Consider the following 24,468-nt stretch of genomic DNA (forward strand, 5'->3'; position numbering starts at 1 on the left):
TAAATGTTTCCTGTTTCTTCATCCCCATACACCACCATTGCGTTGATAGTGTTATTATCCCACATCCGGAGCCTTTATGGTAGTGCGGATTAAATCAGAGATTCCCTAAAACTACTCTGTATTCTGGTTTGAATTATGCATTTGTTAAGGTTCTCTCTTATTGTAAGCATTAGTCCAATATTTCCATAGATAGAAAGCATTTCTGATATATTAAGAAATAACTTCCCTTTACTTCCAAAATCTCTTTTGATCTGATTATATGAATAATCAAATGAGCGTCTTTCCGGAATACTGGGATAGACCATTACATCTTCAATTCGTAAGTCAGCAGTCGATGCTGTTCTTGAGCCGTAATGTCTTGTGGTACTTTTGGCATATAAAGGGCTGTTTATAACTCCAAGAGAAATGTTTGTAGAAATATTACTTTCGGTGTCTGATGCCATATAAATGCCAGCATGATCGCCCAGCAATTCTATTTTTAATTTTGGATGATTGTCTGAATCCTGCTGGTATATGTCTCTGGGATCAAGCTTTAATTTCCCGTGCTGTGCTGCTTTAAAGGCCGTAGCTATCGTGCTTTTCCCATATCCATTAGGAGCAACCACAATATTGGGCTGGTTGGCAGTAAGATTAGTAAAAGAAACTTCAAAGCTGCTTTTACCTTTAATATTTTCGATTTTTATTCTTTGAATTAAGTTCATACTTATTGCTCCTCGATAGAATTGGTGCGATTTTTATTCATTATGGCTTTTCTGTTTTGGGGATATAGATTCCTTGAAATCCCATCGCCCTCCACTACCCACCAATATACATCAGTATCCGTTTTGATATTTCAGACGCGTATATCAACGCCCAAATTATCAAAGTGTTGTCTGTTTTCACTTAATGTTGTGTATCATCCTTGAGATTGCCGTTGTATATAACTTTTCACATCGTTAAATATTCGATCTCCCATTTTGTTTTCCTTGGTACGGCTTTCATAGCAAATAGAATTAACTATATTGTACCACTTGTTGTTTAACTATAAAAGCACCGAAAAGCAGAAAACCCAAGCTACCAAGATGGATTTGATGGCCTGGGTTTTCCGTTTTTGTATCTTCAATTATTCAAAGAGGTCATGGACTTTGTAAACAATCTCAATGCGGTTGTCGGGGAATACATACACCTTTTCAATCAGCAGATCGGTCAACTCCGAGGTCAGCACATCCGCTTCCGCAATCGAGTGAACAATCTCTTGTCGGATGCTTTGACGGGCCTGCTCTTCTCGCTTCAGTTTTGCCTGGGCGGTGACAGCAGCATAGGCATTTTTGACTTTCAGTATTTCTGCGTCATAAACTGCTTTCTCCGATTTATAAGTGTCCAGCTCGATCTGCCCCAGGAGATACCGTTCAAAGAGAGATTGCTTCTGGTCCCTCAAGGCTTCCAGCTGTTTCTCATACTCAGAGCATTTGGCAGCGGTGGCCTCCAGGTGAATGGTGCCGTCTTCATGTACGGGCAACAGGATTTCCAGCTGCTTTTTCAAAGTGAGGAGGACTGCTTCTTCCAGACCGGCAGCATCTGCCCGGACATCGCGGCAGCGGCTGTTCACATCGGCAGTAGAATGGCGGCACATATAAAACGGTTTCTTTTGAGCGATGCGGGAGAGCGTATGGTCACAGCAGCCGCAATAGACTTTGCCTTTCAGTGGGTACTCCCTGGTTTTCTTGTTCGGCAAGGAAAACCGGCGCTGCACAGCCTGAACCTTTTCAAATAGTTCTTTGTCCACGATTGCCGGATGATGGTCGGGAATAGGGTAAGCGATGGCGTTGAGCGCGATCTGCTTCAGAAGCTCAAGCTGCTCGGCGGATATTTTTCGGACAGCGGCATTCAGACCGAGATTCTGCAACAGCAGGATATTGTCCGGCTGTGCAACCTGGTCAACAACCCCGCCTATGTGCATTTGGAGGATTCCGGCATCAATGCTGCGATCCCGATTTTGGAAAGTGTAGGTGTTGTCTAAGTATGAAGCACACCCGGCAGGATTTGAAAATCATGCAGGGTTGGAGCCTCGAAAGAAAAATCAGAGTTACGCAGACGAGAATCATGGAATGGTATATGCGGTACGATGGGCAGGTCTTTATCAGCTTTTCGGGCGGTAAAGACTCCACCGTGCTGCTTGATCTGGCACGGCGGGTCTACCCTGATATTCCTGCTGTGTATGTTGACACGGGGTTGGAATACCCCGAACTGCGCGATTTCGTAAAAACGAAGGACAATGTTATTTGGCTTCGCCCGCGCTATCCGTTCACTCAGATTCTTGAGAAGTACGGCTATCCGATCATCTCCAAAGAGGTTTCGGATGTTATCAACGGCGCAAGAAAGGGACAACCTTACCGTCTGGCACGGCTCAATGGAGAACTGCTTGACAAGAACGGAAAGAAGTCGATCTACAACTGCGAGAATTACAAATACCTTCTGGACGCTCCCTTCAAGATTTCGGCAAGGTGTTGTTACCACATGAAAAAAGCGCCGCTGAACAAATTTGAAAGGCAGTCTGGGCGGCACCCGATTACGGGTGTCCTGGCCTGCGAAAGCAAGCTGCGGGAGCAATCCTGGATCAAGTTTGGCTGCAACGGCTTCGAGCGCCAGCGGCCTCTCAGTCAGCCCCTTGCGTTCTGGCTGGAAGAAGATATTTTGCGGTATCTGAAAATGACCGGCATTCCCTATGCTCCCATCTATGGGGACATTGTTGAAAGCCGCAAGAAGAACGGCACCCCGATTCTGAAAACCACCGGTGTTTCCAGATCGGGGTGTATGTATTGTATGTACGGCGTTCATCTGGAGCATGAGCCGAACCGATTTCAGCTTATGCAGGTGACGCATCCCCAGCAGTATGATTACTGCATCAATAAATTGGGGTGCGGCGCTGTGCTGGACTACATTGGGGTGCCTTACCGCAATCAACAGTTGGAGGTGGATCATTGTTAGGTTCTAAGAAAAAAGAAGAAGCGTTTCCCGTCAATGAAGCGCTGTTAAATGTCATTACCCCGATGGGGCTGGAAATCAAGCGAAACAGTTTGGTCATCGGTGAAAATCTGGGCAAGGTGTACGGCGCCGTCCGCTATCCGCAGAAGGTGGATATGGGGTGGCTTTCCAAGATCACCAACATCCCCAGCACCATTGTTTCGGTGGGGATTACCCCCATTGACAATGGTTCGCTCATTTCCGCAATCTCCAAAAGCATTGTCCAACAGCGCGGCGCCGCTGACAGTGCCAAAGACCCGCTGACCCGGCAGCGCGCCGAGAAAGCCGCCGAGGACGGCGAGAAAATCATGCAGCGGATCGACCAAGAGGGCGAAACGGTTGCCATGATGTCGCTGACCGTGATGCCGATTGCACAAGATGAGGCCAACTTCACAAAGGTCTGCCGCCGTGTGGAGAGCGCCTTCAACATCCAGAAGTGCAAGGTGCGCACCCTCGCCAATCTCCAAAAGGAAGGGTTCCAGAGCATTTCTCCCACCTATCCGGCCAACTCCACGGTGGACAGCATTGTGTCCCGCATTATTCCCATGAGTACCTTTGTGGGCGGATTCCCGTTTGCCAGCTCCGGTTACAACGATGGCCGGGGCTATTATTTTGCAAAAGACAGCAACGGCGGCCTGGTGATTCTGGATACCTGGGAGCGCGGAAACGACCGCACCAATAGTAGCTTCGTGATTATGGGTGTGGCCGGTATCGGCAAGAGTACCGTTGTGAAGCACATCATGCTTTCGGAATACATGAAGGGGACGAAAATCCTGTGCATCGACCCGGAATCTGAATATAAGGATATGTGCCGGAACCTGAACGGAAGCTGGCTCAATGCTGGCGGCGGAAAAAACGGCCGCTCCAACCTTTTGCAGATCAGACCTGCGCCCCGTGACGATGACGATGAAACCGACAAACTCTATACCGATGAAGGAAACGGAATGTCTGATATGGCGCTGCACATGAAAACGCTGGAGATCGAGTTTTCCCTGTATCTGCCCAGCCTGACGGATATGCAGAAAGCGATCCTCAAGCAGACGATCATTGAACTCTACAATCAATTCGGCATCTTCTGGGAAACGGATATTCGGCAGCTCAAGGCCACGGATTTTCCCATTCTGTCCGACCTTCACGCCCTGCTGGAAAAGAAAGCGGAAGCCAACAAAGAGAATCCGGTATATCGTGATCTGGCAATGCTGCTGTACGACGCCGCAGCGGGCAGCGACAGCTTTCTGTGGAACGGCCACACCACGCTGGAGGCCAATTCCCGGTTTATTTGCCTGGATACCCACGACCTGCAAAATGCGTCGGATAATGTCAAGCGCACGCAGTATCTGAACCTGTTGAGCTGGTGCTGGGAAGAAATGAGCCGCGACCGGAATGAGCGTTGCCTGCTGGTATGTGACGAGGCATATCTGATGATCGACCCGCAGGTTCCGCAATCCCTGGTGTTCCTGCGCAATGTGGAGAAGCGGGCAAGAAAGTATGAAGCTGGACTGGCAATCATTTCTCATTCCGTGGTGGATTTCCTGGCCCCGGAGGTCAAAATGTACGGGCAGGCCCTTTTGGATATTCCGTGCTATAAAATTCTGATGGGCTGCGACGGCAAAAACCTTCAGGAAACCAAAGACCTCTACAACCTGACGGACGCGGAGCAGGAATTGTTGGAGAGCAAGCGGCGCGGACACGCGCTCTTTATCATTGGGTCCAAGCGGCTTCATGTAAACTTTGAGATTCCGGCCTACAAGTTTTCCTATATGGGCAAGGCTGGCGGCCGGTAATTTGGTGGCGGCCGGGAGCAATCCCGGCCGCCTTACTTATTCCACACAGGAGGTTTTCAGATGAATCATGCGGAACGATACGAATACCTGGTCAACAAGATGGCTTCCATACGCTGGAGGGGCAGTGATTTGGATGCTTCCTACCATGCCGCCCTTTTCCTGATGGCTTCCCATCCGGCTCTCTTTCAGAAGATGGATCGCTACCTCTGCCCGGAGGGAATCGACTTTACAAAGATGATGCGGAAAGAGGGGTTTGAATATGACTGGATGAAGATTACGGCGGATGCCGCCCGCAACCTCTTTTCCTGGAACAGCAAGTGTGCTGCTACTCCTTTTGAGATTTCGCGGATGCCTGCCCCGGCGATTCGGGCGCTCTTTACGGCCTGCTTCATCGCCAATGGGGACTACATGGTATCTGTCCGGGAAAATGACAAAGGAGAAAAGGTGTTTGAGATTGACGACAGCGCCGGTAAACGGCGGGAGGCGTTCAATCTGCAAATGGAGCAGATGATGGAAGCCCCCGGTATGGAACCGGACTGATTATGGAGGTGATTTTTTGGCTGTTGATCCGTTGACTGCAAAAATTCTGGCAAAGGTAGCTATGCAGGCGGCTACCGACTCCGAGAGCCGGAAAAGAATCCTGTTTATGATCCTGGCCCCGGTTCTGGGGCTTTTGCTTTTGATTGCCTTCATCCTGTACCTCATTACCAGCCCCTTTTCCGTGCTGTCCCAATGGCTGATTGGAGATGAGGTAAGCGTGGTGGAGGATTTTCAGAAGGAGTACGGCTACAACCAGCAGCTCGGCATTTATGAGAAAGACTATGTAGACGGTAGTGGCCAGAGCTATGAGGGTGTCATCTTTACAGATGGGGCAACCGAAGTTGTCTACTACAACCAGTTGGATGAGCGGTGGGCCGATCTTCCGTATGGAACCGATAATATCGGCGGTTATGGATGTGGCCCGACCTCTATGGCGATTGTGGTATCCAGCCTGACAGACCAGACCGTTGATCCCCCCACAATGGCAGAATGGGCGTATCAGAATGGCTATTGGTGTTCCGGCAACGGGTCCTATCACTCGTTGATACCGGGGGCTGCGGAGGGCTTTGGGCTTCAATGGGAAAGCATCAGCACCGATGACCCGCAGGCCGTGGTGGATGCTTTGGCATCCGGGAAATTGATTGTGGCACTCATGTCAAAAGGCCACTTCACATCCAGCGGTCACTTTATGGTGCTGCGTGGAGTGACCTCTGAAGGAAAAATCCTGGTGGCCGATCCTGCCAGTAAAAAAAGAAGCGAACAGGAATGGGATATATCAATCATTCTGGATGAGGCCAGAAAGGGCGCCGCAGCAGGCGGTCCCTTGTGGGCGATCTACTAAAGGGGTGCGATATGAATAACCGAAACAAGCTGATTGAACTGTTTATCTACATCGTGATCGTAGTGGTGGGCATCGTCCTCTTGCTGACCGGTGGGGCGGATGACAAAACCAGTGCTGAAAATATGGGAGGTGAATCCTATGCTGTTGTACTTGACGAGTAACCAGAAAAGTAACCTGATCGACCCCGCTGTGCGGAATATGACTCTGCCCGCCAAGAAGCTGGTCGGCCGGTTCAGCCTGAAATGTTTTGTCACAAAGGATATGCGCAATTATGCCAACGCCAAATTCTTTGTGGTGGATGCGGCGTGTATTGAGGAAAGCGGCAATGACTTCACCCTTGCCCTGCAATCCTTTCAGATGATGTTCTCCGCCCGGATCATCGTCATCCTCTCCGGCTGCGAGGATATGAATGGCGAGGTGCAGCGGCTTTTGTCCATCGGTGTTGTAAATCTGATTACGGCTGAAACGATGGAGGACGCTCTGGACGAGCTGACAGAAGCCCTTTCCGAAGATGGGATGCAGCGGTATGTGGGAAAGGCGCCTGTCTATGAACAGCCAGTTACCCGGTGCGAGAAAGCCCCGGAACCGGACGAGATTGTTCCATACCGCTGGAACGCCCGGAATATCCGCATTGCCGTGGCCGGTTCGCAGCGCAGGAGCGGCGTGACGGTGACGGCCTTTAACCTGGCGTCCTGGCTGGCGGCCAGAGGTGCGGAGGTGGCGTATATCGAAGTCAATCAGAACCGCCACCTTCAACTTCTGCTGAATCTCTATGAGGCGGCGCCAGATGGAGAGCATTACACCATTGACGGGATCGACTGTTACCTGACCAACGAACCGGACAAGGAATATCAATTCATCATCTATGACTGCGGTGTGATGCAGACGCCCACTTCTATTTTCCGTGATGCGGAACACCGGCTCCTGTGCGGGAGTGTCCTGCCCTATGAGATTCCGTTGTTCCATAAGGCATTGTCCGAGTGCGGTTGGTTGGAAGTGCGCCCGGTGGCGATCTGTGTACCGCAGGAAATTCAGGAATACTGTGTAGAACTCTTTGGGGAAGCTGTGCAGATTGCGGAGGCATCCCACGACCTGTTTGCGAAACGGTCCAACGGGCAGATCTACCGGCCGCTGGTGGAGAAATATATTGCAGGAGAAAAGCACCTGTAACAGCAAGACATGATTGGGAGGATTGGAATATGGCAAAGTTTGAGTATATGGAGAGGGCGTTTTCTTCTGACCTGAAGCCCAGAGCGCGGCTTGTGCTGCAAGTTCTGGTTCTGCATTGCAACAAGGAGGGCGAGTGCTTTCCATCTATCAAGACCATAGCTGCCAAGTGCGGCTATGGAGTGTCTACTGTGAAGCGGGCGCTGGATGAGCTGGTAAAGGCGGGATATATCGTCAAACAGGCCCGGTTTGACGAGCGTAAGAACGGCGGCCAGACCAGCAACCTCTATACCCTATGCTCTGCCTTGCCCTGTCCTGATGAGCCGGAGAGCGCCCCTGCGGATGCCTGTGAAGCCCCTGATCCCACACCTGGGGAGCAGTCTGCCGCTATGCCGACTGGGGGTTCCTACTCCTTTGCAGATGGCTTTGAAACAAAAATCGGGCGGCAGAATTGCCGCCCGATTCGTATGTGGACTGGGGGGCAGTCCATTTTTATACCCCCTTGAACCGTACAAGTGAACAGATACTTACGGATGAAGAAATAAAATTACACACAGGTAGATACTATTTGTATAAATAAATACTATCAGTAATGACTTTTGCTTTACAGGATGATAGTATAAAAATAAAAATGTGGATTAAGACAGCCTCAACAATTAACCTAAAATCAACAGCCCTTTATACTGCCCCTAAAATGGCAATGGTAGAACGATTAAATACAGATAAACTGGATACTACATTGTATGAATCACAGTCAGTATCCGGGAAAATAGAAAACGGTTATATCACGCTATCCCGTGATGGAATTGAAACAATAGGTGTTATAACAGATGGAACCACAGTTGTTGATCTGTGACTAATTTATTTCTTTCCGCGCTCCCGGACAGGAACGCTTCACCCGCTGCAAGACGCTGGGGGAAGCCTACACCGAAGAAGCGATCAAAGAGCGTATCAAAGGCCGCGTTATCACCAGAGCGCCCATAGAGCGTAAGGGAATTTCTCTGCGGATTGATCTGGAAAACAACATCAAGGCCCAGCAATCGGCGGGCTATGAAAAGTGGGCGAAGCTCCACAACTTGAAGCAGGCCGCAAGGACGCTGAACTTCCTGACGGAACACGACATAGACCAATACGCAGATCTGGAAAGCAAGGTGGCCGAGATCAGCGCGGCCAACGACGCGGCGGCTGCGGCCCTCAAAAACGTGGAACGGCGTCTTGGGGATATGGCGATGCCGATAAAGAACCTCACCACCTACAAGCAGTTGCGGCCCGTGGTGCTGGAATACCGCAAGGAGGCTATCAAGGACGCCGGAATCACAAGGCTGCCCGATCTGGCCGCCCTGAAAGCCGAGTACCGGGAGCTGGACAGCAGAAAGCGCGGCTGTATAAACAGTACTGCGTCAAGCGAGAGCTGAAAGAATACGGCATCATCAAGCAGAATGTGGACAGCATTTTGCGGGTGACGCCGGGAAAGGCGCAGGCACAAGAGCTATAAGCATACCGAGAATGAATTACCCTCAATACCGCAAGGCCCGGAAGCTGACGCATGAGTGCTGCAACTACTGTGACGGGAACTGCCTCTTGCTGGACGACGGAGAGGAATGTGTATGCGTTCAGAGCATTTCCTATACGCTTCTGTGTCGGTGGTTTCGTGCCGCTGTTCTCCCGCTGGACGGGGCGCTGTATGCCGAGATTATCCAGAGCCGGGACAACATGAAGCGGTGCGCCGTGTGCGGGGCCGCATTTACACCGAAATCCAACCGGGCGAAATACTGCCCGAATTGCGCCGTGCGGATGCGCCGGAAGCAAGAGGCCGAAAGGCAGCGATGCCTCCTTATCCAAATGTCTTTTTTATCTTGTCCAGTTCATGTTGGTTTTCGACCCAGTTTTCTACATAACCGCAGTCACAGCAGACATAGCGAATAACGGGAATTTTACCGAACAGGGTCATGGTCGTAGTATAAATGTTGTTACCGCTGGCGTGTCGAGCCGGATTATCCGGCACACGCACGATATTTCCCGAATGGCACTTCGGGCAGCACCTTGTATTTTTCATTCTCATTCCCTCCTTGCCCAATAGAGTGAAACGCCGCACTCAATCAGCAATACAGCAAACCATACCCAAAGGATCAGCGTATATGTGCCAACAAAGGCCGCCAGCAGCATACCCAGCGGGACAAGATACTTGCGGGGGTGGTGCCACAAATCGCTTTCTGTTTTCCAGCCACGGATCGGGTGTTTCCATTCCAGAATGACCGACAGAATGGCGCTTTGCAGGGAAAACAGAAGAACCGTTCCCACATGAGTAAGTCCGATCCCGCCATGAATGATCTGCCAGCTGCACAGATAGATACCGGCAATCATCCCGTTGACAGCAAAAATGAACAGACAATATCTCCGGCAAAACCGGCCTGCCTGTCCGGGAAGAACCCGGATGGCCTGCTCCAAATCCGGGTCACAGGACAGCAGCGTACAGATGGGAGTATTCAAGCAGAGGAGCGCAAGGCCGATGGGAAACAGATTCAGCCCCCCAAATTCTCCGAACAGCAGCGGCAGAAAACAGGCAATCGCACATAAACCCACAGTATTGATAAGATAGCTTTTGTTTGTCATCAGATACCGAGTGAGGTAGGCGAACACACTCCCGGTATGGCCTGTATGCCGGACAGCTTTCTTTGACACGGTAGCACTGTAAAAATCATAGGCATCCGCAAAAGCCAGATACAGCACCGCGGCCACAAGGCTGGCCATGGCCGCAGCCAGAACCGCCGCCCATTGCCGCACCAGCAAAATCACAGCCAGAATACCAGCGGCCCAAAGGATTGGCAGTACAATATGACCTTTCCGGCGCATCCGATACCCTGCCGCAGTTACCGTACAGGCCATACAGCCGCAAAAAATCGCAAGCATGATTTCCCATGCGCTCCATGAAGCAGCGGCGAAGAACAGCGTCCAAATGGGCAGCGTCTTGGTAATCAGGGTGTGTGCGCCCAGCACCGATACATAGGAAAAGACGAAACTGCGATTATCAAAGGGAAGCATAAACATTCCCTGCATGGCTTCTATGTGCCGCTTCCCGGTCAACATCTGCCACATGATACTGGCGGTAAAACAGGTCGAAGTCAGATAGAGAATAAATGGTGCAATCTCGATCTGAAATTCAGCCGCATAGATCGCAACGAACAGGATCGCAGCGGCCATCAGGCTTTTTCCGGCGCTTTCATACTTTGCACCAAAGAACTGTTTGGAGAGAGCTTTAACGGTTTTCATCATCGGTCAGCACCTCTCGGATATTTCCGGCAGCGATCTCCGCGCCGGTGAATGTCCGGCTGATCCCGCCATGCTCTAAAACTAACACACGGTCAGAGGTCAGGCAGATACTTTCTAAGATATGGGAAGAAAACAGGAGTGTCCCATACTGCTTATATCCGCCCATGAGCTGATACAAGAACTCTGTGCCTTGAAAATCCAGCCCGTTCACGGGTTCATCCAAAAGCAGCAGCTTGGGCCGCAGGGCAAACGCCGTAATCAGATAGGCTTTTTTCAGATTGCCAGTGGACAGTTCCTTTAAGAGAACATCGGTATAATCTTCAAAGTGAAAGCCTTTTACCAGCTCGGACACATCCGGCAGAGGCACACCGTAGGACGCGGCCACATATGCCAGATATTCCCGGAATGTGAAATACTGAAAAGACCGATCTTCCGCAAAGACAATGTACCGGCTCCGTTTGAACGCTTTGTCGCGGAACGAGAACGAATGACCGTCCCATGCTGCACTGTCCAGATGGTAGCCCGGCAGCAGACCAGCCACGGTCTTGATAAAGGTGGTTTTTCCAGCACCGTTCAGCCCGATCAACCCGACAACTTCATTTGCCCCTAAATTCAGCGAAAAATCAGAAAGGACGGGATGATCTGCGGTGTACCAGACGCTTAAATTGTTCAGGGAAAGAAGTGTCTTGCTGTCCATACCGCGTTACCTCCGATTGTCTTTGTCTTTCTTCCAGAGCGAATAGGCGGAAAGCAGGAACGCACCGCCGAGGAAAAGGTACATCAGCGCAAAGGGGATGTTCATGGTGACGAAGCTGTAAATCATGCAGCCGATGAACACGATGCCGAGGATCAGACGAAAATAAAAGTGACGCATACAAATTACCTCCTATGTTGTATTATGCACGTTTCTATTTACAAGATAAGCATACATCAAAACGGTGCATCCTGCGGGAATGTCCACGAATGGTAGGTTTTTGACCGCGAAAAAATGGCAGGCAGCCAATAAGGCCGCCTGCCATTTGTCGAAACAAGGATTATGCTGTTTTGACCGGCTGGAAGGACAAGGTGACAATAGACTGAAATACACCGCCTTTGTAATCGGTGCTGATGGTTCCATCGTAGCGATCGGCCGCTGTTTGTACGCTTTTCAGCCCCCAGCCGTGAAAGGCTTTGTCCGTTTTAGAAGTCAGCAGCTTCCCGTTTTCCTCTGTGGGAGTGTTGCCATAACCGTTTTCCACTTTGATAATGAGCATGGCATTGATCCGCCGGATCGTCAGATTGAGAAAGCGCAGGCGATCCGGAGCTGTTTTGGCTGCCTCCAAAGCGTTGTCCAGCAGGTTTCCTAAAATGGTTGTCAGGTCAACGCTGCGGATATTGGTATTGTGGGGATATTCGATATTGACCTTTGTTTTGATCTGCTTCTGCTCGGCCAATGCCATTTTGCTGCTGATTAGGTAGTCAACGGCTTTGTCGCCTGTCCAGACCGTTTGCGAAATTTCCCGGACAGGGGTTCGCAAGTCCTCGCAATACCGCACGGCCTCCTGGGTATCGCCTTGTGTAAGGCACTGATAAATGGCCTCAATATGATTGTGCAGGTCGTGATACAGTTTTGCATTGTCCGCATAAGTACGGCGCAGCGCCTGATAATCGCGCTCTACAATTTCCGCCTGCTCCTGTTTTAGTTTTGCAATCTCCGCCTCCATTTCGCGCTGCTGGTTGACACGATAGAACAAGATTGCAAACAGCAATATTATAGAAAGAATAATCCATGTGCCTACCTGATCTTCGTTCAGCGGTAGGATTGTCTGCTCCGACAGTGTTACGGCACCAAACATTCCCAGAATGACGAGGATAGACAAAGCCCGAAGCGTCCCTGCGTTTTGGTGGTCTTGCTTTATCAGCGTGATTGCACCACTTAACATCAAAAGGCGTACCAGCCAAATACCCGCAAGGTATTCCAGAGCATTTGGATTGATAAAATTTTCCGAACGGAACATGATACCCAAACCCGCTTGCAGCAGGAAGTCCCATAGCCCTACGCCGACTTCATAAAAGAAAATCAGGAACAGACAAAGGTTCAACTTGTCCCGCAGGTAATACCATGTGCCCGCAGTTATCACCAGTAATTCGGCGGTCAAAACACCAATAGTCGGAAATCCTGCTATTTGTAGAGCCGTAACTAGAACACCGCCAGCAGCAGAAAAAAGCAGTATCTTTCTTTTCGGCAGGAAGTCCATCACCTTTGCAGCAAGGAAAAGCCCTAAAAATAGGCGCAGCTCATTGGTAAGAAAGTAGGAAATCATCTGAATCCATTCCATCATATATGCGCCCCCCAAAACTGATTGATTTTCTGCTTTACCTCCTGTAAGTGGGAACGACTGATGGGCAACTGTTCGCCATTCTTTAGTACCGCCATCCCGTCGCTGATTTTCATAATCTGAATGATATTGACAATGCAGCCACGGTCAATAAAGATAAACTCCGGGGTGCTCAGCTCGTCAAACACCTGCTGCAAACTCTTTCTTACCTTTGCAGTCCCGGCACTGGACACGATGCTGGCGTTTTTTCCGTCCCGCTGGATATAGAAAATATCTTTATAGGGTATCTTCTCCATGCGGTTTGTCGTCTGGATTGTGTACTCCTGACCGGCCTCCAATTCAATCAGTTTGGCGGCATCGGTCACGGCGGCAGTCAGCTTTACTTCCAGATTGTTTTTCGGTACATAGCGAAAGATGGATAGTTCAAAGGCGTCAATCGCATATTCCGTGTGTGAGGTTACAAAGATAATTCTGACATTGGGCAGAAAGTTCTTGATCTGCTGTGGAATTTCCATACCGCTAATTCCCGGCATTTCTATATCCAGCAAAATCAGGTCATAGAAAAAGCCATCATCGGTTATGTCGCAAAGCAGATTGCGGCTTTGGGTATAGGTCGTTATTTCATAGCCGATACCTTGCGACTGCAAGCAGACTTTGACGATCCTTTCGTGCAGGGCAACGGCCTTTTCTTCATCGTCACATATCGCAATTTTTATCACATTTATCACCACGCTTCTTTCTGCGCCGATCTACCGGCTTTTGCGTATCCGCTGGAATCAGCCAGACACCGGCCATTTTCACGGCACCTTGGATACGTCCATCGGTGCAGTAGTAATTTATCTGACGGGACGAAACGCCCCATTTTTCGCTTGCCTCTTTGAGCGTCATGTAATCCATGTTCACACCTCCGACAATCTATTCCATTATATTTCATTTCCTCGAAGAATACAAGGAACAGAATATGAATTATTAGAGTGTAGAAGCGCAACAAACTATGTGCTGAAAACAGGGAGCCGAAAAGCCCCTCCTGTCTACGCATTTAGAGGGCAAAAAGCCCACGGAAATCAAGGCTTTTCGGTGGTGGCCGGTGGGGTGGCAGAATGATTTATCAAATGCCCTCTGGATAGTGGGTCTAAATGCGTAGGAAAATTATTCCGGCGCTGGTATTCCTGCCGTGTCTGTGGTATGCTGGAATAAGACAAAAATAGAGATGAGCAAAACATGGCCTAAATGAAAAAGTGGAGAGGGTAAACAGGAGCAGATTGCAGAGCAACCAGCAAAAAAGAGCGCAAAGGCCAAGCGCGGCAGGGAGCCGAGCTGGTAAAGAGGTATAAGAGTTTCCGTCATGCGGGACGGCAGAGGCTCCATGATGTTAAAGCCGCAGTAATGGGCAATGAGCCGGTTGTTGTCCAGATAATCCACCAGATCGGTGATTAGCCCTCACACTTCATCACGATGAAAGCGCAGACCATGGCTTCTTTCGGGAAGCCCCGCCGCCCAGTCGCCGCTCTGGGCAGCGTGAAATCCAGGCTGCTGAAGAGTTTATTGTAAAATGCTGCGGCACTTTGGGATGTGAACAGCGTTACATCCTGAATGATTTCCTGTCGGTAGATTGCGGCCAGCCCCTTTCGCTGTGATAACTTCATTTTACCACTTGGCGCTGGCTGCTTTCTATATCTTTTGGAGTGATTCCGGTTTTAAGCCATGCCCGGAATCCATTGATACTACTATGTTTTTCGAGTTTTGCTCATGGCTGTTACAGTATATAAAATTCGGTATAAGACAGGCGGATTTCTCCATTGGATATATTTCTGTTTTGGACTTAATGTTCAATAAGAAAAGGGGCAGATACCTGTTTAGGAATCTACCCCGGATTCTAATTTCTCCGTACATTCCGACGGAGCTTTATCGGGCCGAAGCCCCTTAAATACCGGCTGCCGCAGACCGCCGCTCTCTGTTTTCATCATATACTGCACAGTACAGACGAGACACGGCTCTATCCATACTGCTTGCTCGTTGCCGGAAGGTACGGTAAAGGGTGGCGCAGGCAAAGTGGGCTGTTCCCGGATACGGCGAAAATTTTCACCGCCTACGCCGAGAGTCACATGGCCTTTGTAGATGAGCTGCCCATCCCGATACTGTCCCAGGACAATGCTGATCATATGCTTTTCTTTTTGGATATAGCCGCACACCACAAAATCTTCATCCTGAAGGTATTTGATCTTGATCCAGTCCCTGGTGCGCTTGTCAAAGAAGTAACGGCTCTCCCGGCGCTTAGCAACAATACCCTCCAGCTTTTGCGCTTTGGCGAGTTTATAAAAGGCAACACCGCCATGCTCAATAAAACGGGAGACGGCAAACCGGGCATTATCCTGGATTACCACATTCTGCAATAGTGCTTTGCGCTCCATGAGCGGCAGGTTCGTGGTCAGATGGTCGTCCAGATATAAGAGATCAAAAGCCACAAAGCACGCGGGCTGCTGTTGGGCAGCCAATTGAATCTTCAATGGATTTGTCATCATGCTGCGGCGCTGGATGGCAAAGAAGTCCGGGCGCCCCTCAGAAATCACTGCCAGTTCTCCATCCAGAATACAACGTCGGCTCACATTTTGGTGGAGGTCTGCCAGTTCCGGCACCTTGGGAAGCATCTTCATATTTCGCTTATTCCGAAGATCTGTCCCTATCCGTGGATCCAGATAGGCCACACACCGCTCGCCATCCAACTTCAATTCGTAAATAAAGCCATGGTCATCAAAAGGACCGCTCTCCGCGCCGATCAGCATGGGCTTGAGATTTTTGACCACAAACAGGTCTCTCATGACGCACTGCCCACATTTGCAAGGCTTTGCTTCAGTGCCTCCATAATGTCAATGACTGTAACCTGCCCACTCTCCTGGGGCACCGTGATCTCCTTGCCCTGGATCTTCTGATTGATGATCTCCCACAGACGGGCCTGATATTCATCCTTGTATGCCTGTGGTTGAAATTCCTGTACCATGGCGTCTACCAGAGTTTTCGCCATCGTCAGTTCCACCTCACTGACCTCTGGGTGGCTGATCTCTTTCGGAGCCTCTTTGACTTCATCCGCAAAAAACAAAGTTTCCACCAGGATGCCATCCTCAGTGGGAATCAGGGCCAGCAGCTTTTCCCTGGTGCCCATGACTGTTTTTGCGATAGCAATTTTGCCCTCTTCCATCATGGCCCGGCGCAGTAGTTCATATGCTTTATCTCCGCCCTGCTCGGGGATGGTATGATAGGTCTTATCGTAATAGACAGGCCGGATGGCGTGAAGATCGGTAAAATGAAGGATATGGATCGTCTTGTCTTTCTCCGTCTTGGCTTTTTCAAAATCATCGTCCGTCATGGTGACATATTTGCCGGGTTCATATTCAAAGCCCTTGATAATATCTGATGCCTGAACTTCTTTCCCGCAATTAGCACAGACCTTCTTATACTTAACCCGGCTGCCGTCCTCTTTGCAGAGCTGGTTAAAGTGAATATCGTTGTCTTGGGTGGCTGTGTAAAGGCCTACGGGGATATGCACCATGCCAAAAGAAATCGCCCCTCTATGTGATACTGCCATAGCACTGCCTCCTCTCCTTTTTTCTTAGTATTCGCAGCGTACAGCAGAATATTTCAAGATTCTATTTCTTCGCCTCTACAAACCAGCAGCCTTTTTCAAACCATAGATAAGTTTCCTTGCCTTGAATGCGACAGGTATAGCGGTAACCCACACCGCCAACGCTCTGACAGGCGGCCCGGCGCACATCCAGAATCTTGTCCACCGTGTATTTGTGTTCTTCATCAAACTCAATCAGCACCGGGCGCATTTTCCCGGTCGTGTCAAAGCGCACGACTACCGGCACATATCGTTTTTCCCGAGCATCCATGTTGATCACCCTCCGAAGTATCCCACCGGGTGTACCGTGTGGCTGTCCTTGGGATTGATGGCACCCAGCTGCGGATCGGTCAGCATTAATGCCCGCTGGACGCTCATATAGCCGTACCGCTGCCGGAGATCATCCACGGCCTTGTCAATGCGTTCCCACTTGTCCCGCTTGATATCGCTCTGATAGAGGGACAACTGCACACCGGCATCGGCCTCCACCAGACCGGCGCCCCGCACCCCAAGGCTTCGCACTGGCTTCTCCCAACGGTAGCTTGCCCGAAACAGTTCAAAGGCAGTCTGTGCGATCTCGGCGCTGGAGCAGGTAGGCGTCCGTAGCTTTCGTTGACGGGAGAACGAGTGGAGATCCTTGTCCCGGACATAAACCTCCACCACCGTACAGCGGGAAACCAGCTCCCGCATCCGGGCGGCTACGCTCTCCGCCAGCAAAAGCAGCATCAAGTGAACATCGGCGTCGCAGACCAGATCCCGAGGCGTGGTGGCGCTATTGCCCACGGATTTCACGTTTGGCACATGGTCAGATTTCTGGACGGGCGAAACATCCCGCCCGTTTGCGAACATATGCAGAATGGCGCCCATCTTACCCAACCGGTGGGTCAGGCAGTCCAACGGGGCCTCCGCCAGCCGGCCTATTGTGCTGATGCCAATGGCACGTAGCTTCCGGCTTGTGGCCGGTCCCACATAGAGCAGATCCTCCACCGGCAAAGGGTAGACGATCTCATGATAATTGTCCCGTCGAATACGGGTAATGGCGTCCGGCTTTTTATAGTCGCTGCCCAGCTTGGCAGTGACCTTATTGTCTGAGACTCCAATGCTGGCGGTGATGCCCAGTTCAAACTTGATCCGCCTGCTGATTTCCCGCGCAATGGTCATGGGCGAGCCGTACAGCCCCACGCTGCCCGTCACATCCAGCCAGCTTTCGTCCAAGCCGAAAGGCTCCACCTGATCGGTGTAGTCCTCATAGATTTCCCGTGCCAATTTGCTGATGCGGATATACTCACCCATATCCGGGGGCAATACTACAAGGTCAGGACAACACTGCAACGCCTGCCAGATGGCCATGCCAGTCTTGACTCCACGAGGTTTGGCAATATAGTTGGCCGTCAGCACGATCCCATGCCGTGCCTCCTGACTGCCACAGACCGCCACCGGCTGATTCCGCAGCTCCGGGTGCCGTTGGCACTCCACAGATGCATAAAAGGCGTTCATATCGCAATGAAGAATATGGCGTACCATCACGGCACCTCCTCTTCAGAAAGAATAGAACAACCGTTCTCTTCTTTCAAGTGGGAAATGTTGGCTGGATTATACCTGTGTCTGGAAGTTTTATCAGACGGATGTGTTATACTATTTCAGACGGGAGGTGGTTTTATGTGCGGACGCTATCAGTTCACCATGGAGCAATACGCGGAGATTTTTCAGATTGTGCGGGAAGTGGAGCGCCGGTATGGGGAACAGGCTTGGAAGCCTGGGGAGATACGGCCAACGGCGCAGGCTCCGGTTCGCCACGAACCACAACGGATGTGCCCGGACAAGCAATTACTGTTATTGGTGAACATGGTGAGCATACCTTTACGGTGGTAAATGGTTTCTTGGACGGTGATTTTCAAAGTGGACGAGGAAACGAGAGAGGCACAGATCCCGATTTATATATCAGCCAACATGCATTAAAGATATTGTCGGAGGAAACTAAAATATTTCGTATAGCTTTCGATACCGTTGACAGCAGTTACGACTAAGGGTTCATGGCAAACCTTCAAACAATTACTGCCTCATCATCGGGCATTGATATTCAGTCACGGTACGAAAAACAGAAAGAAATAGGAAGGATACTTGCTGACTTCCAGGGTTTTAGCCACAGGACTATCCGCCGTATTTTTGCTGATTGAAGTTATGAATTTCATTAACACAATGGTCGTTAATACTCGAAAACATGAATTTGCCTAACTTGAAAGTGTCGGGATGACAAAGAAGCAAATTAGGAATGTGTTACTTTGGGAAGGAGGGTATTATTGGAGTATTTCTTTTCTGCCACATTAGGAACGGGAATATACATTCCGATATACGCCACTGGTATGTGCCCTGCTCCGGCCTCTTGTAGAGCAGGATGAATCCATCCCGTTCCCAGTATAGTCCCTTAATCCGGTCTCGCTTCCGCCCACAAGACAGAAACAGCGTATTGGTGAATGGGTCCAGTTCAAACTGCCCCCTTTCCCGAATTGATGGACAAAAAAGCATTCGTTATAATGGAAAGGAAGGGGACAAAGGAAATGGAAAACAAACGCAAAAAAGGGATAAGACCAGTTGATGATGTGCCACTTGGTTGAGGCTAACGCCTTGCCAAGTGGCATATTTTACAGAAAGTAGGAGCAGCATCTACCTTGTAGCGGAAATGAAGGACAAGAAGCTCGCCACGGAGATTGCCGAGGAGCGTATGTCCATGATTGCTCCCTGCTGTCCCAGAACATGGACGGCGGCCAGGTGGCGCAGCTCCGGCAGGAGATCTGTGGGCGCAGCCAAATTTCCCAAAGGACCCTGGAACGGTATCTGAGCGGTGGGTTTGAAGCCCTCAAACCGCAAAGCAAGGGGGCACACAACTGTTTCAAAATCCCCCAAGATTTGCTGGACGAGGCCATTCAGCTCAGGCGAGAATTACCCAGCAGGAGCATCCCTACCATTATTCAAATCCTGAGAGCTGGAAGGAAAGGCCGCTCCCGGTTTCTTGAAGCGGACGACCTTACAGGATGCGCTCAGCCGCGCGGGGTACTCATCCTTCATGATGAAGATCTACAACGACAAGGGCTATGGCTCCCAGCGGTTCCAGCGGGTACACCGAAACTCGCTCCTGCTTGCCTTTGCCCTGTGGATTTCTGGGCTTTGCGTAGATCAGACGGATGCCCAGCAGACCGCAGGCCCGCTTCATCCAGTGTGTGCGGTACTGGGGGCCGTTGTCAAAGCAGAGCCGCTCAAACCGGCGGGCCATTATTGATGACCGCATGGTGCAGGTCGTGCTTGAAGGCGAGGTATCTTGAATACTGGACGAAGGGAGTGGCTCCGGCCTCTCCCTTCTTTTATGCGGCAAAATGACCCGGCCGCAAAACAGCTCGGCGGTGACAAAACACGCCGTCCGCCGGCAGCGTTGTCCGGCGGCCTATGTCATCTCCCGCCGTCTTGCGAGTGACAACTCAGCCCGACCGCGACATCTTACCTTATCGACGGCCCTGATTCCACACCTGGGGAGCAGTCCGTCCTTTTGCCGACTGCACTTCTCTACTCCTTTGCAGATGGCTTTGAAACAGAAATCGGGCGGCAGAATTGCCGCCCGATTCGTATGTGGACTGGGGGGCAGTCCATTTTTGTACCCCCTTGAACCGTACAGGTGAACAGATACTTACGGATGAAGAAAAAAGTGGTGTAGAGATCGAAAAAATGCAGGTTTTATGACTCAATTCTTAAGATTATGGTCGAGACACTCGGAAGAAATGTGTTCTTTCTCGGTTAAGACGCCATGATCCATTTCATGAACTGTATCGCAAAGGGTGTTGATGTCTTCTAGGCTATGAGAAATCAGCAAAATAGTCTTTCCTTTTTCCCGGAGCTGTAATAGATAGTTTCGCATTTCAGAGACACCACTATTATCCAAACCATTCATTGGTTCATCCAACAGCAAGATGTCTGGATCTTCCATAATGGCCTGTGCTAGCCCCAGACGCTGTTTCATACCAAGGGAGTATTTTCCCACCGCTTTTTTGTCATCCGGGTTGAGCCCAACAAAGGATATTGCGGCACGAATCTTGTCTCTCCCAATGCATCCTCTCAGCGAGGCCAGATAAGATAGGTTTCGGTAGGCGCTGACCGATGGAAGAAATCCGGGAGCTTCAATGATGGCACCAATGCTTTCTGGAAAATCCACATCTTTCCCAATAACTTTTCCATCCACAACCACCTTCCCTTGATCCGGGTGGATCAGGCCGCAGATCGTTTTAATCAGCACTGTTTTTCCGGAGCCATTTCGCCCAATGATCCCATGAATCTTGCCTTTCTCAAAGGACACGTTGATTTTGTGGAGTACAGTGGTTCCCTTAAAGGATTTTGTAACATCCTGTACTTCAATAATTGATTCCATAAAATTCCTCCAATTACTTACTTTGTGGATTTGCTGCTGGATTATGTTTGCTAAGCCAGTATAGGATGCCAAGGTTCACCGCTACCAACAGAAACAGGCTGACTGCCACCGCAGAACTGAAGTTGTTGCCCATTGCCTTTGCCATACCCCAGTAGGGTGGAAGAAATAGGCTGACTGGTGGGTAAGCCGTTCCTACCACTAACAGACCACACTCTATCAGAAGATAAAGGATGATTGCTGCTCGGCTGGCAAACAGAATCATCCCTCCAGCACAGAGGATAGAGAGAAGTGTTGTGTGCAACGGGAACAGCACTATGGCCACACTCCATTCCGTCGACAACAGATATGATCCAGGAACCAGGGACAGCAGGACCAGTGCAAAGAGGAAGAATACATAATTGATCACGACCACAGGAGCCAGCCGCATCAGCCACCAACGGCGTATGTTCTTGGAACGCAAGACGGTATAGGTACTTAGTGTTCCAAGTTCCGGCATCAGGAAAAGAAGGCTTGCCGAGATGGGTGGCAGAACACAAAGATTCCATTCCATAGCTTTCAATATGTCCAGCCCACCGGCACCGTCCTGGGCAGAAAAACCCAGGAAGAATGACAGCGGGGAGCGATGGCCATCAACAAGGAACAGCATAAGGGCTATTGCAGCGAGATAGCAGGTAAGGGTATGACGGTCAAAAACCCGTGTAAATAGGCGTCCTTTCATTGCTTTGTCCCCACTGTAATACGGAAATCATAACTAGGGATCGCATGTAGAATCAAAAAAAACAGAACCACAGCAGTGGCCGCATAAACCAGGAACGATTGAGGTAGTGTCAGGTATGCGTTTTCTGCCTCTGAGCCGCTGACATTGTGATACATGAGCAAGCTGTTCGCCAGCAGAGAAAACTTTCGGTAAGAATCAGTCAAAAAACCGATTGTGAAAATGTACCCTGCCACATGAACCAGTACGGCAGCAAGGTAGCTTAGTACCTTAGAGATGCGCAAATTAAGCCAGAAGATTATGAGGCTCATTACAAAGACATAGCACACGCTCAGCAGGTAACTTAATACGAAGGCTATTACTGGCGTCAGCGTCATCAGATGCCTGTATGGAAAGGAAACCTGATATTCCCAGGCCAGCTCAGGTGCCCGATTCTGCACAATAGCAGTGAGAGGCAAGCTCCAGACATTGGCGGAAAAAGCGTTTTCTGAAATGAACAACGCGCCAGCGATAAACAGCACAAGATAATATACTGCGCTAATACCGAGCAAATAAAGGACTTTTCCGGCAACCCAGGTCTTGCGGGACACTCGCAGAAGGGTGTATGTTTCGTTCTGGCTGGAAAATGGTATATCAGACACCATCAGAACAGCACCCAGAAAGGCGCAGGTCGCTGTATAGGTATCGGTGTTGAAATAAATGAATGCCTCAAAAATTCCAAGAGGTTCACCCATGGCTTTTGAAAAATCCAACAGAGGAAACACGCTGATGATTTGAATGGCACAGCCCAAAATCAGTGCCAGGTACAGCCGCGGTGAAAGAAAGGCTTGGCGAAATTGATGTGCACAGATCTTAAACATCCCGCAGTCTCCTTTCAAGCAGCTTCCAGCACAAAGCGGAAGCCAATGCCAACATTCCAAGTTGGTACAACAGTGGGAAAGCTGGGAATGGAATGAAGTCCGTAGCTGGCATCAGAACATTGGCAGGGCTGAACAACAGCGGTTCTCCCAGTCGGTAGAGGATCAGATGTGCGCCGAAGAACAGCGCAAAAGGAGTGGCCAAGGTAATATAGCGGTTTGGGATGAGCGCAGAGATACACAGCCCAATCACAGACCAGGATGCGCCGAACAAAAAGGCCAGCAGGAGCAGGATCAACACCAGAAAAAGGCCGTTCCAGACAAACTGCAGTTCCCGGTACACGGTTTCATCGAACACAGTGAAATAGTTGATCCCCATCTGTTCCCCAGTGTTTGGCTTCCCATTTATGATCCACACTATGTCGCTGAGCAGAGTGGGAAGAAAAACAGCCAACCCGCCGGAAATACCGGAACAGAGCAAGGTCTCCTGAAGATAGCGTCTCCGCTCCACCCGACTTAAAATTGCTTTGCAATAACCACTGTTGTAATCTTCACAGAATAGAGTGGACGCAGGCAGGACAGCCAGAATCGTAGCAAATATGCCAAAACCGCCCAGGTCATTTGCCCGGAAAATGGAATCAAGAAAAGTCGTGCACATGGCGCTCAGGGGAATCGGTTCATACGAGATACAGTATAGAATCCAGTAGTAAATCTGATTCCATAGAAGCAGAAATACTCCTACAATGATGCTGGCCAGCATCGGCCAGGAAAAGATGGCGGCTCGAAGCCGAAATCGCAAAGATTTACTCAAAAGGACATCCCTCGCTCTCCTTGTATCAGTTCCCCGGTAACAGCATTTACTGCCAGAACTCGCCTGCGGTTGATCATCAAGGAGTTATCATTCGTTCCGATTTGAAAACGCCAGGCAGGAATGGCAACCGCCTCCTGTGTTTCTGTCAGCGTTACAATATATTCTAAAGAAATGGCGCCGACAGAAAGGGTATCTTCACCATAGAAATCAATAAGACTGGTGTTTTCCCGCAGAGATGCGACCGCATCCTCAAGGGAGAGAAGTTCAGAGGAAAGCGGCTGTGCCGTCAGCCCGTAAAGGGCACCGCTGATTGTTTGGATACCATTACTATCCACCAAAAAATAAAGGTCATTGTAACCTATGATGGGCATTCCGTCTGCGGTGCGTCGGAAGAAAATCTTATAATAAGGCCGCCGCCCTTGGTTGCCGTAAGGCAGCACGGTGTCTGCGGTATAGCTGTTTTGGGGAGTAATGGCGTCTGTAATGGTACCGCACAAAGAAATTACATCCTCCAGAGGGATAGATACACCGCATTCCGCAGAGGAGGACAACAGGTTATCTTCAAAGGGATATAGGTTTACATCCCGGTATCCCAATGTAAAGATTTCTTCTCCAGGTACGCTCTCCCCAGCCATAGCAATGGTGTGCTCATAGAGATAATAGTCACCGATTGCTTCAGAGTTGTGAAGTTCCCAGACATCGTTGCGCTGGTCATAAATGGCCTCAGAAGCGCGCGCACCGAAAAATGTAGTGAATAGTGTTTCACGCAGTTCGTCCGTAACAGGAAGCACCTCATATTGATACTGCTGAATAGTTTCGACACTTTCGGTATTTACCTGAGCATTGAGAAGAATCTGCTTTCCATCAGCCGTAGTTATGGTTTCTTCTATCGCGGTTCCATTCACGCTGCGCACCAGTTCCATATTTGCATCTGAAATGGAGGCTATATCGTTTCCTACATTTGTGCCATCCTCAACTGGATTGCCGGACTGTGAGACAGAGGTGTCCGCAGTGCTGTCGGTATCAGAGTTTGCAGGTTCGCCTGGGGCTGGCTGGCAGGCTGTGAGTAATAGAAGACAAAGGAGTGTGCCGGTCCAGATCATTCTTGTTTTTTTCATATATACCACCA

General features: G+C 50.0%; 29 protein-coding genes and 1 pseudogene. 10 read left to right on the forward strand and 20 right to left on the reverse strand.

Translation table 11 applies throughout. The annotated features are described in order from the left end of the window. Positions 1-89: 89 nt before the first annotated feature. Together ACTNBK_RS08475 and ACTNBK_RS08480 are read right to left on the reverse strand one after the other, a co-directional pair. On the reverse strand, positions 90-701 hold the full coding sequence (locus ACTNBK_RS08475; protein WP_441145328.1) for an AAA family ATPase: 612 nt from the start codon (positions 699-701) through the stop codon (positions 90-92). A gap of 401 nt (positions 702-1,102) precedes the next feature. Beyond that, entirely contained in the window at positions 1,103-1,939 is an 837-nt protein-coding gene (locus ACTNBK_RS08480) for a recombinase zinc beta ribbon domain-containing protein (RefSeq protein ID WP_441145329.1), read from the reverse strand. Positions 1,940-2,001: 62 nt separating this feature from the next. On the opposite strand from ACTNBK_RS08480, the gene ACTNBK_RS08485 reads away from it, so the two are divergent. The 9 genes and pseudogenes from ACTNBK_RS08485 (at position 2,002) to ACTNBK_RS08525 (ending at position 9,261) form a co-directional block, all read left to right on the forward strand. After that, complete coding sequence (locus ACTNBK_RS08485) at positions 2,002-2,967, forward strand: phosphoadenosine phosphosulfate reductase family protein (protein ID WP_025543799.1); 966 nt, start codon at positions 2,002-2,004, stop codon at positions 2,965-2,967. Beyond that, a complete protein-coding gene (locus ACTNBK_RS08490; protein WP_006354149.1) occupies positions 2,961-4,787 on the forward strand; it encodes a VirB4 family type IV secretion system protein in 1,827 nt (608 codons plus the stop codon). Before ACTNBK_RS08485 ends, ACTNBK_RS08490 begins: the two co-directional genes overlap by 7 nt. Before the next feature lie 60 nt (positions 4,788-4,847). Next, a complete protein-coding gene (locus tag ACTNBK_RS08495) occupies positions 4,848-5,327 on the forward strand; it encodes a hypothetical protein (RefSeq protein ID WP_320864565.1) in 480 nt (159 codons plus the stop codon). A 16-nt stretch (positions 5,328-5,343) separates the two neighbouring features. Next, positions 5,344-6,168, forward strand: a complete 825-nt coding sequence (locus ACTNBK_RS08500; RefSeq protein WP_320864564.1) for a C39 family peptidase — start codon at positions 5,344-5,346, stop codon at positions 6,166-6,168. Positions 6,169-6,179: 11 nt separating this feature from the next. Then, positions 6,180-6,329, forward strand: a complete 150-nt coding sequence (locus ACTNBK_RS08505; protein WP_006354152.1) for a hypothetical protein — start codon at positions 6,180-6,182, stop codon at positions 6,327-6,329. Further along, a complete protein-coding gene (locus ACTNBK_RS08510; RefSeq protein ID WP_320864563.1) occupies positions 6,307-7,338 on the forward strand; it encodes a hypothetical protein in 1,032 nt (343 codons plus the stop codon). The genes ACTNBK_RS08505 and ACTNBK_RS08510 overlap by 23 nt, the downstream gene beginning before the upstream one ends. A 29-nt stretch (positions 7,339-7,367) precedes the next feature. Next, positions 7,368-7,841 (forward strand): helix-turn-helix domain-containing protein, encoded by a 474-nt coding sequence (locus tag ACTNBK_RS08515; protein WP_320864562.1) that lies wholly within the window; start codon positions 7,368-7,370, stop codon positions 7,839-7,841. A 354-nt stretch (positions 7,842-8,195) separates the two neighbouring features. Next, positions 8,196-8,830 (forward strand): annotated as a pseudogene (locus tag ACTNBK_RS08520) (relaxase/mobilization nuclease domain-containing protein); the annotation flags it as partial. Between the two features lie 11 nt (positions 8,831-8,841). After that, complete coding sequence (locus tag ACTNBK_RS08525; protein ID WP_320864561.1) at positions 8,842-9,261, forward strand: cysteine-rich VLP domain-containing protein; 420 nt, start codon at positions 8,842-8,844, stop codon at positions 9,259-9,261. On the opposite strand, the gene ACTNBK_RS08530 is transcribed toward ACTNBK_RS08525, so the two are convergent. The 11 genes from ACTNBK_RS08530 to dinB form a co-directional block, all read right to left on the reverse strand. Beyond that, on the reverse strand, positions 9,170-9,391 hold the full coding sequence (locus ACTNBK_RS08530) for a hypothetical protein (protein ID WP_320864560.1): 222 nt from the start codon (positions 9,389-9,391) through the stop codon (positions 9,170-9,172). The genes ACTNBK_RS08525 and ACTNBK_RS08530 overlap by 92 nt on opposite strands. A gap of 2 nt (positions 9,392-9,393) precedes the next feature. Beyond that, positions 9,394-10,608: a hypothetical protein gene (locus ACTNBK_RS08535; RefSeq protein WP_320864559.1), complete on the reverse strand. Its 1,215-nt coding sequence runs from the start codon at positions 10,606-10,608 to the stop codon at positions 9,394-9,396. Beyond that, entirely contained in the window at positions 10,592-11,302 is a 711-nt protein-coding gene (locus tag ACTNBK_RS08540) for an ABC transporter ATP-binding protein (protein ID WP_320864558.1), read from the reverse strand. Before ACTNBK_RS08540 ends, ACTNBK_RS08535 begins: the two co-directional genes overlap by 17 nt. 6 nt (positions 11,303-11,308) lie before the next feature. After that, positions 11,309-11,479 (reverse strand): hypothetical protein, encoded by a 171-nt coding sequence (locus ACTNBK_RS08545; RefSeq protein WP_320864557.1) that lies wholly within the window; start codon positions 11,477-11,479, stop codon positions 11,309-11,311. Positions 11,480-11,639: 160 nt separating this feature from the next. Continuing rightward, positions 11,640-12,926, reverse strand: coding sequence for a GHKL domain-containing protein (locus ACTNBK_RS08550; RefSeq protein ID WP_320864556.1), 1,287 nt, complete (start codon positions 12,924-12,926; stop codon positions 11,640-11,642). Continuing rightward, the gene (locus ACTNBK_RS08555; protein WP_320864555.1) at positions 12,923-13,642 is read right to left on the reverse strand and encodes a LytR/AlgR family response regulator transcription factor; all 720 of its coding nucleotides are present in this window, start codon (positions 13,640-13,642) and stop codon (positions 12,923-12,925) included. The genes ACTNBK_RS08550 and ACTNBK_RS08555 overlap by 4 nt, the downstream gene beginning before the upstream one ends. Beyond that, on the reverse strand, positions 13,620-13,820 hold the full coding sequence (locus ACTNBK_RS08560) for a helix-turn-helix domain-containing protein (RefSeq protein WP_320864554.1): 201 nt from the start codon (positions 13,818-13,820) through the stop codon (positions 13,620-13,622). The genes ACTNBK_RS08555 and ACTNBK_RS08560 overlap by 23 nt, the downstream gene beginning before the upstream one ends. A 959-nt stretch (positions 13,821-14,779) precedes the next feature. Then, on the reverse strand, positions 14,780-15,742 hold the full coding sequence (locus ACTNBK_RS08565) for an ATP-dependent DNA ligase (protein WP_320864551.1): 963 nt from the start codon (positions 15,740-15,742) through the stop codon (positions 14,780-14,782). Next, entirely contained in the window at positions 15,739-16,506 is a 768-nt protein-coding gene (gene ku / locus ACTNBK_RS08570; RefSeq protein WP_320864550.1) for a non-homologous end joining protein Ku, read from the reverse strand. Before ku ends, ACTNBK_RS08565 begins: the two co-directional genes overlap by 4 nt. Before the next feature lie 61 nt (positions 16,507-16,567). Then, positions 16,568-16,813, reverse strand: coding sequence for a hypothetical protein (locus ACTNBK_RS08575; RefSeq protein WP_320864549.1), 246 nt, complete (start codon positions 16,811-16,813; stop codon positions 16,568-16,570). A gap of 5 nt (positions 16,814-16,818) precedes the next feature. Further along, positions 16,819-18,066 (reverse strand): DNA polymerase IV, encoded by a 1,248-nt coding sequence (gene dinB / locus ACTNBK_RS08580; protein ID WP_320864548.1) that lies wholly within the window; start codon positions 18,064-18,066, stop codon positions 16,819-16,821. Between the two features lie 137 nt (positions 18,067-18,203). Here dinB and ACTNBK_RS08585 point away from each other — a divergent pair, with 137 nt between their 5' ends. Continuing rightward, positions 18,204-18,569 carry a hypothetical protein gene (locus tag ACTNBK_RS08585; RefSeq protein ID WP_320864547.1) on the forward strand — a complete coding sequence of 122 codons (366 nt, stop codon included), beginning with the start codon at positions 18,204-18,206 and terminating at the stop codon, positions 18,567-18,569. A 250-nt stretch (positions 18,570-18,819) separates the two neighbouring features. Here ACTNBK_RS08585 and tnpB read toward each other — a convergent pair whose 3' ends face one another. From tnpB to ACTNBK_RS08620, 7 genes are all read right to left on the reverse strand, one after another. After that, positions 18,820-19,068, reverse strand: a complete 249-nt coding sequence (gene tnpB / locus ACTNBK_RS08590; protein WP_414600679.1) for an IS66 family insertion sequence element accessory protein TnpB — start codon at positions 19,066-19,068, stop codon at positions 18,820-18,822. Positions 19,069-19,597: 529 nt separating this feature from the next. Then, complete coding sequence (locus ACTNBK_RS08595) at positions 19,598-19,813, reverse strand: hypothetical protein (protein WP_441135572.1); 216 nt, start codon at positions 19,811-19,813, stop codon at positions 19,598-19,600. 462 nt (positions 19,814-20,275) lie between these two features. Beyond that, positions 20,276-20,956: an ATP-binding cassette domain-containing protein gene (locus ACTNBK_RS08600; RefSeq protein ID WP_320864545.1), complete on the reverse strand. Its 681-nt coding sequence runs from the start codon at positions 20,954-20,956 to the stop codon at positions 20,276-20,278. A 13-nt stretch (positions 20,957-20,969) separates the two neighbouring features. Then, positions 20,970-21,674: a hypothetical protein gene (locus tag ACTNBK_RS08605; RefSeq protein ID WP_441135573.1), complete on the reverse strand. Its 705-nt coding sequence runs from the start codon at positions 21,672-21,674 to the stop codon at positions 20,970-20,972. Continuing rightward, complete coding sequence (locus ACTNBK_RS08610) at positions 21,671-22,531, reverse strand: hypothetical protein (protein ID WP_320864543.1); 861 nt, start codon at positions 22,529-22,531, stop codon at positions 21,671-21,673. The genes ACTNBK_RS08605 and ACTNBK_RS08610 overlap by 4 nt, the downstream gene beginning before the upstream one ends. Continuing rightward, positions 22,524-23,339: a hypothetical protein gene (locus tag ACTNBK_RS08615; RefSeq protein WP_441135574.1), complete on the reverse strand. Its 816-nt coding sequence runs from the start codon at positions 23,337-23,339 to the stop codon at positions 22,524-22,526. Before ACTNBK_RS08615 ends, ACTNBK_RS08610 begins: the two co-directional genes overlap by 8 nt. Further along, entirely contained in the window at positions 23,336-24,457 is a 1,122-nt protein-coding gene (locus tag ACTNBK_RS08620; protein ID WP_320864541.1) for a hypothetical protein, read from the reverse strand. The genes ACTNBK_RS08615 and ACTNBK_RS08620 overlap by 4 nt, the downstream gene beginning before the upstream one ends. Between the last annotated feature and the right edge of the window lie 11 nt (positions 24,458-24,468).

The organism is Intestinimonas sp. HCP28S3_D6 (assembly GCF_052065695.1).
GTDB lineage: Bacteria > Bacillota > Clostridia > Oscillospirales > Oscillospiraceae > Intestinimonas.